The organism is Methanothermobacter tenebrarum, from assembly GCF_003264935.1.
Taxonomy (GTDB): domain Archaea; phylum Methanobacteriota; class Methanobacteria; order Methanobacteriales; family DSM-23052; genus Methanothermobacter_A; species Methanothermobacter_A tenebrarum_A.
This window is the reverse complement of record NZ_QLOE01000012.1, coordinates 15782-28910: the sequence shown is the minus strand read 5'-3', so window position 1 is coordinate 28910 and position 13129 is coordinate 15782. Positions and strand designations below refer to the sequence as shown.

The 13129-nt window shown below is 41.2% G+C and carries 11 protein-coding genes; 1 reads left to right on the top strand and 10 read right to left on the bottom strand.

Features of this window, described 5'->3' with window-relative positions:
* Positions 1–26: 26 nt before the first annotated feature.
* Positions 27–1232 (bottom strand): methionine adenosyltransferase, encoded by a 1206-nt coding sequence (locus DPC56_RS07630; protein WP_112094483.1) that lies wholly within the window; start codon positions 1230–1232, stop codon positions 27–29.
* 105 nt (positions 1233–1337) lie between these two features.
* Between DPC56_RS07630 and DPC56_RS07625 the strand changes: the two genes are divergently transcribed.
* On the top strand, positions 1338–1691 hold the full coding sequence (locus tag DPC56_RS07625) for a DUF192 domain-containing protein (RefSeq protein ID WP_112094482.1): 354 nt from the start codon (positions 1338–1340) through the stop codon (positions 1689–1691).
* On the opposite strand, the gene DPC56_RS07620 is transcribed toward DPC56_RS07625, so the two are convergent.
* The 9 genes from DPC56_RS07620 to DPC56_RS07585 all read right to left on the bottom strand — a co-directional run bounded on the left by DPC56_RS07620 (position 1682) and on the right by DPC56_RS07585 (position 13126).
* A complete protein-coding gene (locus tag DPC56_RS07620; protein ID WP_112094481.1) occupies positions 1682–2374 on the bottom strand; it encodes a dihydromethanopterin reductase (acceptor) in 693 nt (230 codons plus the stop codon). The two genes, DPC56_RS07625 and DPC56_RS07620, sit on opposite strands and share 10 nt — an antisense overlap.
* A 19-nt stretch (positions 2375–2393) precedes the next feature.
* On the bottom strand, positions 2394–3665 hold the full coding sequence (glyA, locus tag DPC56_RS07615) for a serine hydroxymethyltransferase (RefSeq protein WP_112094480.1): 1272 nt from the start codon (positions 3663–3665) through the stop codon (positions 2394–2396).
* A 232-nt stretch (positions 3666–3897) separates the two neighbouring features.
* Complete coding sequence (locus DPC56_RS07610; protein WP_112094479.1) at positions 3898–4563, bottom strand: DUF169 domain-containing protein; 666 nt, start codon at positions 4561–4563, stop codon at positions 3898–3900.
* Between the two features lie 43 nt (positions 4564–4606).
* Complete coding sequence (locus DPC56_RS07605; protein WP_112094478.1) at positions 4607–6583, bottom strand: CoB--CoM heterodisulfide reductase iron-sulfur subunit A family protein; 1977 nt, start codon at positions 6581–6583, stop codon at positions 4607–4609.
* Positions 6584–6814: 231 nt separating this feature from the next.
* On the bottom strand, positions 6815–7717 hold the full coding sequence (locus DPC56_RS07600; protein ID WP_112094477.1) for an AEC family transporter: 903 nt from the start codon (positions 7715–7717) through the stop codon (positions 6815–6817).
* A 58-nt stretch (positions 7718–7775) separates the two neighbouring features.
* Positions 7776–8711, bottom strand: coding sequence for a DNA repair and recombination protein RadA (gene radA / locus DPC56_RS07595; RefSeq protein WP_112094476.1), 936 nt, complete (start codon positions 8709–8711; stop codon positions 7776–7778).
* Positions 8712–8732: 21 nt separating this feature from the next.
* Positions 8733–9743 (bottom strand): hypothetical protein, encoded by a 1011-nt coding sequence (locus tag DPC56_RS08520; protein ID WP_348638842.1) that lies wholly within the window; start codon positions 9741–9743, stop codon positions 8733–8735.
* A gap of 46 nt (positions 9744–9789) precedes the next feature.
* Positions 9790–11172 (bottom strand): OB-fold nucleic acid binding domain-containing protein, encoded by a 1383-nt coding sequence (locus DPC56_RS08515; protein ID WP_348638841.1) that lies wholly within the window; start codon positions 11170–11172, stop codon positions 9790–9792.
* Between the two features lie 106 nt (positions 11173–11278).
* Positions 11279–13126 carry an NADH-quinone oxidoreductase subunit NuoF gene (locus DPC56_RS07585; protein WP_112094475.1) on the bottom strand — a complete coding sequence of 616 codons (1848 nt, stop codon included), beginning with the start codon at positions 13124–13126 and terminating at the stop codon, positions 11279–11281.
* Between the last annotated feature and the right edge of the window lie 3 nt (positions 13127–13129).

The following is a 13129-nucleotide window of genomic DNA, read 5'->3' as shown; positions in this document are numbered from 1 at the left end:
CCCATTTTGGGGGATGTTGTGAAGAATTAGAATGTTTTAAGTTTCCCTTTTATTAACATCTCTGTTATGTCCCCTATATTGTCGAGCCATTCATCCATTATCCTTGAGATATCCCCTTTGACGTCTTCTATCTTGTAACCTTCTTCAAGTAGTATCTGGGATGTTGCTGTTTTGGGTTGGTTGATTGGTTTGCCTATCTGGCTTAGGATCATTATATGGACTTGCTTAACACCTTCCACTTCTTTTATGATATCTGATGCCATCTGGTTAGCTAGGAGGTTGTATATTTTACCCACATGGTTTATTGGATTTTTACCAGAAGTAGCCTCCAGTGACATTGGCCTGTTGGGTGTTATGAGCCCGTTAGCCCTGTTCCCACGCCCTGCTGAGCCGTCATCTCCCATTTCGGCTGATGTTCCCGTAACCGTTATATAAACTGAAGGTTTTTCTTCATCGTATCTGTCAGCTGTGTTTATGAATATTTCAACGTTTCTGTCAGTGTATTTCCTGGTAAGATCTATGATTTCCTCTTCGAGGAGGTTTTTAACTTCTATGTATTCTTCAAGGTCTGCTATGTATTTGTCAATCATGGCAACTGCGACTGTTAAGGTTATCTCATCATTTTCCCTTAAACCCATGACTTTCACGTCTTCGCCGACCGCTGGATATTTTCTCTTGAACTTTTTAGAATTTAGCAGCCTTTCAGTTTCAAGTACTATGGTCTCTGTTTCTGAAAATGGGGCGAATCCAACCCCAAATGATGTGTCATTGGATAATGGGGCGCTGTCCCTTCTTGCGAACACGTCCCTTAGTTCTCCTGAGCCGTGGCCTATCTTGCATTCTACTACAGTGCATGTTTCAACATCGAGGTTTCTTATATTTTCTTTCAGGTATTCTTTAGCTGCTCCTATTGCTATACGGTCTATCCCTATTTTTTTATTGTCAACTTCTGAGATGCCCCGGCCGGTTAATAGTATGTTTATTGGTCTTAATATTTCACCGCCGCCAAATTTTGGAGCGGACTCTCCTGCTGTTATCTGAACCTCATCGGTGTTATGATGCATTATAGCCCCGAAATGTTCGAGATAAGCATTGCAAAGAGCTCTGCTAACAGATTCTGCTATACCATCACTTATACTATCAGGGTGTCCTATACCCTTCCTTTCTACTATTTCTATTTTTTGCTCCTCGATTGACGGCTGTTTAAGTGGTTCTACGATTATGTTTCTCACAATAGTAACCTCCCAAGTATATGAAAATAATTACTATGATAGATATGATTTTTTGAACTGATAATATAAATAATTATAATCTTCCAGTAAGTAAAGGGTGACTCGATGAAAGTTTTGAACAGGACCAGGAACGAATGCCTTGGTAATGTGAAAATCGCGGATACATTCATTTCAAGATTCAAAGGCTTTATGTTTAAAAAAGATATAAAAAGGGGTTTACTTTTAGAGATGCCAGAGGGTAGGGGGCGTAGGGGTTCGAGTATACACATGTTCTTTATGAAAATACCATTAGATGTCATATTCCTAGATTCAGAGAAAAGGGTTGTGGACTTGGCCACTCTAAAACCATGGCAGATATACATACCCAAGAAGCCGGCTAAGTATATAATAGAACTTCCACAGGGGAGTATAGAAGATTCCGGGACGAGGATAGGGGATATTATGGAGTTCTATAGATGATCCCAAAACTCTTTTGGTTCTCTGATGACCTGGATGCCATCCATCTTCTCAAGGCGCCTTGTATTATCCACGTCTATACTCCTCATATGAAGTGTTATGATACTCCCACCTGATACAGCCCCATATGGACAAGCCCTTTGACAATTACCACATCCTATACATTTTAAAAGTTGTATTTCCACCCCTGGTATTATCGCATCCTGTGGGCAGGCCGCGGCGGCATTACATGTTTCACACCTCTTGCAAATACTCAATTCTAACTTTGAGGGTATCACAGTCTCGACTTCGCCTTCTTCTAAATCCACTGGGAGTATTATTGTCCTGACTTTGCCTTTACCGGCTTGTGCAACCGCATTCGTGACGAGAGTGTCTGCTATTCCATGAACTATCTTGGCCACTGTATTTGCAGTTGCAGGCGATACTATAAGCAGATCATAACGGCCGAGGGAGAATCTCCCAGTTATCGGGAAACTGAAACCTTCATCCCTTTCTAGTACTAGTTCTCTATAGTATCCTCCCTCTAATTTTTTAACACGTTCGAAGAGGCCGTACATTTTTAGTACTTCTTCAGCGGCTCTTGAGACCATTATTGTGACTTTATGCTCCTTTGCAAGTTTTTCGAGTTCTTCGACGCTTTCAAGGAGTAGGTGTCCGGCTCCTGTGAATGCCCAGGCTATTTTCATTCTAAATCAGTCCCCTCCATCAGATGATGTCCAGATACTTATAGGCTTCTGACTCTTCAAATGCGTAATGAACTTTCGTATACTCGGACATGAACTCTGAAACTTCCTCTTTAACATCCTTTTTATCTATAACCGCCCTTTTTATATATTCTGCTATCTCACCCATTTCTGACTCTTTCATGCCGCGCCTTGTAACCTCTTGGGTGCCTATACGTATACCTGAGGGATCATTTGACTTGTTAACATCATCCCATGGGAGCAAATTCTTGTTTAATATGATATTGTTATCTTCAAGTCTTTTAGCAATCTCCACAGCCCTCCCAATATTTGAAACATCCATAACAAGCTGGTGGGATTCTGTGAATCCAAAATCTTCACATAAAACATTAAATCCTAACTCATAGAGGTTTTCAGCGAGTTTCTTAGCATTCTTTATGGTGTCCTTCGCATAAGCTTCCCCAAATTCTAACATTTCAGCTGCAGTGATCCCAAGACCTGCTACATGATGCAGGTGATGGTTACTGACCAGCCCAGGGAATACGGCCTCATCTATTTTATCTGCCAGTTCCTGCCCACATAGTATTATGCCACCTTGTGGTCCTGGGAAGGTTTTATGGGTGCTGCCTACTAGAACATCGGCTCCCTCCTTTAGAGGGTCTTGGAAACATTTACCAGCGATCAAACCTAGTACGTGAGCTCCGTCATACATTATGCTGGCACCCACTTCATCGGCGGCTTCCCTTGCTTCTTCCACTGGATGTGGGAACAGGAAAAGACTCCCGCCTAAGAGTATCAGTTTGGGTTTTAATTCGATTATCTTCTTTTTCATGTTCTCAGGGTCGATGTTCATCCTATCCACATCAAATGGGTGGGCTTGGATCCTTAATCCCCTTACACCAGCCGCGCTCACACTCGCATGGGATAAATGGCCCCCATATGGGATCTCCAATGCCATTATGGTGTCCCCTACATTTGTGAGCGCGAAGAATGATGCTAGGTTTGCCACAACACCGGATGTGGGTTGTACATTTGCGTGCTCTGCATTGAAAAGTTTTTTACATAAATCTATTGCCAATTCTTCGATTTTATCTATATAGTAGCAACCTTCATAGAATCGTTTACCTGGCAGGCCTTCTGCATACCTATGGGATAGATCAGATGTTAGGGCCTCTTTAACCCGCGAACTTGTAATATTTTCACTGGCAATTAAATTGATGCTATTTTCCATCCATTTATTATGGTCCTTCATGAAATTTCGGATTTTCTCAGCGTAAATTTGATTATTTATCATTTGGTTCATCTCCCTCACAGTTTATACCAAAAAAATTTTATTTCCCAAGATTAATTGAGCTTGGGAATTATTATTATAGTTTAAGTTTTTATAGTATTGTATCATTCCCTTATGAACTTCTCATATAAAAAAAAAGTAAAACATTCCTAGTGTAGGGTTTATTTCAAAAATGTTTAAAATCTCAAATGCCAATTTAAAGAATCTAAAATTGTATAAAAGGGGAGTGTCTATTCTATGCTTTCATTTCTTCTAGATTATGGACGATCCTATTAACGTGCTGGTATGGTATGCTGACCATCACATCCTCGTCTCTGAGGTTTTTCATGTGTCTTCTTGAACCAACATCTGCGAAACCATATGTCACCTGTCCTGTGAGGTATGGACAGGCACCCATTGTACTGCAGATAGGGCCAACATCAGCACCGAGTGGATCTGAAATACTATCATATGCATTAGCGTGTAGTAATTCCATTGCTTGTTTACCATTACATATGATGACTATTACATCTGGTGTGAATTTTGCCTTGGATAGTGGTGCGAATAGTATGCTTGAAAATATTCCTGGTTCTATTGCCATGTTTTTTTGCCATGATCTCTGGACTGATTGTATGCTATCGTGGATTCCCATGGAAACTAGGAATGCTCCTGTTCTCATATTCTTTGGGAACTCTTTGGGGTCTTTCATACCAGAGTATCTCGCGCCTCCAAAGCATTCTTCTTCTTCGGCTGTTGAATAAAATACTTCCCCTTCAAGTGCTTTATCTACTTTTTCACAAAAACGTGACTTCCCTTTTTCTCTGGTCATGTCATCTGGTTCTTTCGCTGACCATGCGATTGCGACTGGTTCCTTTTCTAGGTTTAGTAATTTTTTAAGCTTTTCCGCAGTTTCTTTATTCAAAATAGGGAAACCCCCATAAAAAAATAAATATTGGGTTGAGGGGTTATTTTGCCGGTTCTTTGAATGCTGCTTCGATTTGTGCCATTATCTGTTTTGTTCTGAAGTGTTGTTGGTCCATAGCGCCTGATGGGCATGCGGCTACACATGTTCCGCAGCCTTTACACAAGGCAACGTTTACGTTTGCTTGGTCGTCTTTTATTTCAATGGCACCGAATGGGCATAATTCTACGCATACTTGGCATCCGCCGCATATGTCAAGGTCTGTGACAGCAACTATGGGTTCGATTTCAACTTCTCCTTTGACCATTGGGATGGCTGCTCGGGCTGCTGCGCCTGAAGATTGTGCTACTGAATCTGGTATGTCTTTTGGACCTTGTGATACGCCTGCTAGGTATACTCCATCTGTTAAGGTGTCAACAGGTCTGAGTTTTGGGTGTGCTTCCATTAGGAAGCCGTCAGCAGACTTTGACAATCCTATGGTCTTTCTAAGGTCCTCGATTCCTTCTGGTGGTGTTAATCCAACGCCTAGTACGACCATGTCATATGTGTACTCTGTTGTTTTGCCGAGGAGGGTGTCTTCTGCCCTTACTGTTAATGTGAGGTCTGGGTTTTCTATTATCTCGGCTGCTCTTCCTCTGATGAATTTTATACCATATTGTTCTTGTGATCGTTTGTAGAATTCTTCGAATCCCTTACCAAATGCTCGAATATCCATGTAGTAGCATGCTATTTCGGTTTCTGGGACTTTGTCTTTTATTAATTGGGCGTTTTTCATGATGTACATACAGCAGACTCTTGAACAGTAGGGCTTTCCGATTTGTTCGTCTCTTGAACCGACACAGTGTATGAAGGCGATCCTCTTTGGTTTTTTACCATCTGATGGCTTGAGTACTTTACCCTCTGTGGGCCCGGATGCGTTGATCAATCTTTCGAGTTCTATACCAGTTATTACATTGGTGTATTTGCCGTATCCGTATTCTAGTTTCTCTGTTGGATCATATGGGTCGTAGCCTGTTGCTACTATGATTGTGCCTACTTCTAGTTCTATTTCTTCTGGTTCTTGGTCGTGGTTTACAGCGCCTCTTTCACAGACTTCGTGACATAAGTTACATTCTATACAGTAGTCCTTGTTTATGGTGGCGCATAATGGAACTGCCTGTGGGAATGGTATGTATACTGCTTTGGTCATTCCAATGCCTTCATCGAAATAGTTTGGCATTTCAATTGGACATACTTCTACACATGTACCGCAGCCTACACACTCTTCTTCAATAATGTATCTTGGTTTCTTTTCGATTGTTACTTTGAAGTTTCCAATGTAACCGTCCACTTCTTTAACTTCTGCGTAGGTTATGAGTTCTATGTTTTCGTGTTTACCCACGTCCACCATTTTTGGTGAGAGGATACACATTGAACAGTCCAAGGTTGGGAATGTCTTGTCTAGTTGGGCCATTCGGCCTCCGATACTTGGCCTTCTCTCGACGAGGTATGTTTTAAAGCCCATGTCAGCTAGGTCTAGGGCTGCTTGTATACCTGCTACTCCCCCTCCTATGACTAATGCTTTGTCTTCGACGCTGACTTTTGAAGTTTCTAGTGGTTCTAGCAGTCTTGCTTTGGCGACTGCCATCCTTACTAGGTCTTTAGCTTTTTCTGTTGCCGCTTCTGGTTCGTGCATGTGGACCCATGTGTTCTGTTCCCTTATGTTTGCGAATTCAAATAGGAATGGGTTGAGGCCTGCTTCTTCAACGCATCTTCTGAAAGTGGGTTCGTGGAGTCTAGGGGAGCATGCGGCCACTATGACCCTGTTTAGTCCTAGTTCTTTTATGTCCTGTTGTATTTCTAATTGTCCTGGGTCTGAGCAGTAGTATTTGTAGTCTCTGGCTACGACTACGTTGGGGAGGGTTGCTGCATAGTCTCTTATTTCATCAATGTCAGCTACTCCGGCTATGTTCACCCCACAGTGACAAACGTAGACGCCGATTCGTGGTTCTTCCATTTCTTCCTTTTTTTCTTCTGCCAATTAAACCACCTTTTTACTAAAATGTAGATATAACTATAAGATGATGTAAACTCTATCACAGTAATAAATAAAAGTTTCTATTAGTGTATTTAAGTAAACTTTATATATGATAACCATGACCTTTGTTTTATTTCCATTGTAGCCTGAAAAAGGTAGCTAAAAGAATATATGGGTTTTCGGATCAGTAAGATCATACTTTGGGGGGTTTTGATTAGAATTGGGAAGTGTTTTTCATCCAATAAGGGCTATTATCAGTGGTAGGCTTATTAGACTGAGTGTTGTGCTCATGAATACACAAGCAGCGGTTAAGTTAATATCAAGGTCGTTTTCGATGGATAGGACCATGCTAAGCATGGCAGATGGCATTGCAGCTTCTATAATTGCAACAGATTTTTCCAAACCCGAAAATAGGAATAACATCACGATCAGAACAGCTAAAAGTGGCGATATCAAAAGTCTGAAAGTGCTTACTATCACAGCATCCTTTAAAGAAGACTTTATAACCTTAAAATCTAATGATAAACCCAAAGAGATCATTATAAGAGGTACGGCTGCCTTTGAAAGGTAATCTATAATATGGGATATGAGTCCAAGAGGTAAATTAAAGGCATTAAATGCTATGCCCAAGAAAAGACCCCAGAGTGGAGGGAAAAAGATCGTCCTCTTCAAAATCCTCCTATAATCATTGCCAAAAATGAAAGATAATAAGACTCCCATAGTTAAAAAGACGAATACCGACCCCATATCATATAATATCGCCCTTAAAAGACCAGAACCGCCAAAAACTCCCAAGATTACTGGATAGCCCATAAAACCAGAATTGACCATGGCAGCTGGTAATATTATGCTCCAAGCACGTCTCTTATCATAATATGCTATTCTAGTCCATGAGAACACCATTATCCCAATTAAAAGGCTAACTGTCATAGATACAAAAGGCATCTTTAAAAGGGCCGTGATAGTTGAAATCTTCGAATTATAAATCGAGTTAAAAATCAAAGATGGTATAGCAATATTCACAACCACTTTATTCAGAGAATAAGCATCCTCTTCTTTGAGAACACCTAAAGTTTTTGTGATATAACCAAGTAAAACCATTAAGACTATTGAAAGCACGGTCTCAAAGGAGTTCATAAATTATCACAATTACATCCACACAAGCCCCCCACCAAAAAAATGGGGAACAGGGGGGCTAGTCTACTATACCATCATTAGTTATTTTAAAGACGCATTCACCTTCTGGTAGGTGTGGGCTGTCAACTAATCTCGCTATCCTCTTACCAGCTAACCCTTTCTTCAACCATATACGGTAAGTGGCCGCGTGTCCAAGCACGTGCCCTCCTATAGCCTTTGTCGGGCTCCCGAAGAAAGCGTCAGGCCGTGCCTGGACTTGGTTAGTTACGAAAATGGCCGCATTGTAAGTATTGGCAATGTTCTGTAAGGTATGCAAGTGCTGATTTAACTTTTGTTGTCTCGTTGCAAGGGATTCTCTCCCCACATATTCTGCCCTGAAATGGGATGTGAGCGAATCCACTATGACAAGTCTTATATCCTTACCCTCCTGGATTAATTCATTCACTTTCTCGGCCATGAGTATCTGATGACTTGAATTAAAAGCCCTTGCAATGTATATCCTTTCCATGACCTCTTCGATGTTAAGTTCGAAAGCGTTAGCTATCTGTTCGACCCTTTCTGGTCTGAATGTGTTCTCTGTGTCTATAAATACTGCTTCACCGTTTAACCCACCCCTATCCTCGGGTAGTTGGACTGTAACAACAAGTTCGTGGGCTAATTGGCTCTTACCAGACCCATATTCTCCGAAAACCTCTGTTATGGCTTGTGTTTCTATTCCACCACCTATAAGCTCATCTAGTGCCTTGCTACCAGTGGTTATCCTTCCAATATCTTTACGCCTTTCCATCACATCAAGTGCTGTTTCAAAGTCTATCTTCTCGGCTTTTCTAGCCGCTTCTATTATCTTCTCAGCCACTCCTTCACCTATATCTGCTTTAACTGATAACTCTTTAGCCGTGGCTGTTGCAAGACGCATCATGTCCCCAAATCCTGCTTCTCTAAGCTTCTGAGCTGTTTTGGACCCTACGTTTGGGAGATCTTCGAGTTCAACCATTTTCATTCTCCTTCTTTGATTTTAAAATTTGATATCCACAATCTTTTTGGGATTGAATCTTAATTCTTCATTATATTCATCGAAATTCGCATTCCCTATTACAGTTACATGCACGCCATTAAGATCTTCAACTTTATCATGTAAAGCCCCTTCATCACCTGTCTTGTTAATCACATCCACTACTTCCTCTGTTTTCATTCCAAGCAATTTTTCGGCTTCTCTTCCAAAGAATGTTATCCTTATTTCTCCGGTCTCATCAGTGATCCGGCCGGGTATTATGAGTAGGTGGCGTGGTTCATCTATTACCTCGCCACAGAAATTGCATATATTTTCCTCGCTGACATCAAGGCGCGTGTTACACCTTGGACAACGATATGATACTATTCTATCACCATAAAGGTCTGTTAATTCCCCCGAAATTTTCACATTCTCGGACTCCTCATCAAGGTCGCCTATACTCTTATATGGGTAAACCATCTCCTCTATTTCCTCGAAACTGGGTAAATCCTCGACTTCTCCTTTGATAACTTCTATCTGGGAATCTCGACCCAAACTAAGTTCAAGATTCTCGTTTCTATATCTTACACGGGGGTTTTCTATTTTCACAGCATCCCCTATGTTGAGGGGTGTGTCTGCCTTCTCATCCCATAATGTGACTCTTATGACGCCTGTGTCATCTGCCAACTCCATGCTCCTGAATATACCTACACCATCCTCCCTTTGAAATTCCCTAGGCTCGTAAAGGTCGATGACTCTCCCGACAATCTTTATTCTCCTGTCATCCTCCTCTATCTCATCAATTTTCTTGGTGGTGTAGATAACATCTTCAAGTTCTTCCATGCTTGGGAGCTCCTTCACGTCCTCTGGGAGGGGTTTCATTATCCTTGCGGTTTTACCCACACTTAATTCAATGTCATATAGGCCCAATCGGATTCTAGCATTTTCTATTCTTATAGCGTCTCCTACTTTTAATGATGTGGTTGCTTTATCATCCCATAATGTGACTCTTATGACGCCTGTGTCATCTGCCAACTCCATGCTCCTGAATATACCTACACCATCCTCCCTTTGAAATTCCCTAGGGTCTTATGACGCCTGTGTCATCTGCCAACTCCATGCTCCTGAATATACCTACACCATCCTCCCTTTGAAATTCCCTAGGGTCTCTTAGTGATAATATGCGGCCGACCACATCAACTTCTTCGCCTTCATCCTCCATTTCCAGTATTGAGGATATCTTCGCAGGTTTTAAATGTTCCCTATATTCTTTTAGGACTTTTATGAGTCCTGTGTCCTCTTCAGGGTTTATGGTTATCCTAGTGTTCCAGTTTGTGTTTATACGATAGGATGATGTGTAATTGTCAAATTCAACATTCCCGCCTTCTATTTTTATTATATCACCCTTTTTTATGTCTAGGTCCGCGTCTTCGTGCCATAGTGTTACTCTAACAGCTCCTGTATCATCCATTATCTCAAGGGATCTTAGGGATCCTGTTGTCCCATCGGCTCTTTCAAAGTTTATTTTATCGTGGACTTTTGTAACGAGGCCGATTACGTTCACGTCTCTTTCCTCGTGGAGGTCCCCTATTTTTAATATTTTCTCTTCCACCTCAGGGACTTTGAAGTCTCCTTTTATAATCCTTGTAAGTCCATGATGGGTTAAGTAGACTTCTCCTTCCCTTTTTCTTGTTTGGGCGCCTAGTACTTTTATGGCGTCACCTTCTTTCAAGGGGAGGTTTTTTATAAGTTCTGTGTCCCTGTTCCAAAGGGTGTAGGTTATTTTCCCTGTTTCGTCTTTTAGTTCCATTGATGCGATTTTGCCTTCCCTACCATTCCTTTCGAAGGTTCTTATCCTTGATATGCGGGTTATCCTCGCTATAATGTTGACTTCTTCGTCTTCTTCTTTGATTTCGGCTATGGGTGTTATTTCTTCCTTGTATTCTGGGATGTTTGGGTGATCTTCCGGGTCTAATACTTTTATTGTGGCGCGAGGTTGTAAGTGGATCTCTTTTCTACCTGCGAAACCCCCTCTCACTTGGAAACCTTCTATTTGGATTATGTCTCCTTCTTTGAATTTCTTGAGTAACTTTATATTAGGTGTCCAGAATACCGCCCTTATCTTCCTGGTTTCATCTGCTAATAGGACATTCGCTACTTTCCCCTCTTTCCCGGCACGGTTAATGAAGCTCCTTATATTGGATATTCTGAGGACTCTACCTATAATTTTAAGGTTCCGATCAGCTCCCTCCATTTCCGCTATATCAGCGATCTTATACTCCCTTTCTGATAATGGTTTGTTTTCTTGGTTTAAGTACTCGCCTACTATCATATGGGCTATGTCAACCTCATCGATGAAACCTACATCGTATTCTTTTTTTCTTTCTTCAAGCTGTTTTAGGAACTCTTCCTTTGAAATTTTATCTTTTATCTTCTCATATTCATCTAATATTTCCCTTTTCATCGCTGTCCCTCAATATTATAATACATTATCATAAACCTAATAAAATTGGTGAAAGAGCGTGTGAAAACTATTATAATAATAATTAATAACAAAATGGTATATAAGTTTATTCTATGCTCTTCCCAGGACCGGGCACCTTTAATATCGCACCTTCTTTACAAACATCCATACAAGAACCACATTTCAGACACTTCTCCTGATCTATAAAATGTACTTCATCTTCTAAGCCCACAATAGCATCAGCTGGACAAACCTTTGAACATACCATGCATCCTGTGCACAGTTTTTCGTCAATGAAGTAATGCATCAACTCCCTACAATATGCTGCTGGACACCTCCCATTCATAACATGTTCAACATATTCTTCCCTGAAATATTTAAGGGTGGTGAGAACAGGATTCGGCGCTGTCTGGCCGAGCCCGCAAAGTGAAGCCGCTTTAACAGCCTCTGCAACTTCATGGAGCGTCTCAATGTCCTCTGGACTTCCATTCCCCTGGACTATATCATTAAGGATTAATAGCATTTGCTGGGTCCCCAAACGACAAGGTACACATTTACCGCATGATTCCCTTTGTGTAAATTCAAGAAAATAACGTGCAATTTCCACCATGCAAGAATCATCTGATAAAACTACAAGGCCCCCTGATCCCATGATAGCCCCTGCAGAAGTGAGTGAATCATAATCAATTTCAGTGTCCATCATTGAAGCTGGAAGACAACCCCCTGATGGCCCCCCTATCTGAACAGCCTTTAAATTTCCCCCATTTTTTATACCACCCCCTATATCAAATATGACCCTTTTAAGGGTTGTGCCAAGGGGTACTTCTATAAGGCCTGTTCTTTTAACATCTCCCACGAGTGAAAATGTTTTAGTGCCTTTACTTGATCCAGTACCTATTGAACTGAACTGTTCAACTCCTTCCTGGAATATTAAGGATACTGCTGCGAATGTTTCCACATTATTTATTACAGTGGGCTTGCCCCATAGGCCTTTTGTGGTTGGGAATGGTGGCCTTGTTCGTGGCATGCCTCTTCGGCCTTCAATTGATGCAATGAGCGCGGTCTCCTCGCCACATACGAAGGCGCCCGCACCCCTTTTTATCACGATCTCAATATCTAGGAGGCCTATTTTATCCAAATCTTTTATGGCCTTCTCCAATTTCTCCAATGCGGCTGGATATTCTGCTCTACAATAAATGTATGCTTTTTTGGCCTTGATTGTATGGGCTCCTATCAGTATTCCTTCAATTACAGAGTGTGGATCTCCTTCAAGAAGTGAACGATTCATGAATGCGCCTGGATCTCCTTCATCCGCATTACATATAATATACTTTTCTTTAGAATTTGATTGTCTGCATAAATCCCATTTCAGCCATGTGGGGAATCCTGCTCCACCCCTTCCACGCAGACCCGATCTTTTAATAGTGTCTATGATTTCATCAGCTCCCATTTCAAGAGCCTTCAATAGGCCTGTGTAGCCTCCTGTTGCAAGATAATGGTTTATATCTTCAGGGTTTATCAGACCACATCTCCTGAGTATTTGACGGGATTGTAACCTCATAAAATCAGATTCGAAAAAACTACCTGTATTCCCTGTTTCTTTTACTTGTATTGTGCCTAGAATATTCTCTTCGGCCACTTCATCTTCTATGATGTTCTTTTTGATGATCTCTTTAACTATTTTTTTGTTTACTGGACCGTAGAATATTCCTTCCTTGTTATCTTTGAATATTCCTATGAGAGGTTCTGCATAACATGATCCTATGCACCCAACTGGTATTATCCTCGCTTCGATGTTCTCTCTGGTTATTTCATCTTCTATTACTTTTTTTATTTCATTTGATCCGGCTGATATGCCACAAGTGGCCGAGCCTATGAGGATGGCTGGTGGTTCTCCTCGGAAGATGGAGTAGTATTCTTTTTTTGCTTTCTGGACGAGTTTTTCGAAGTTCATGTT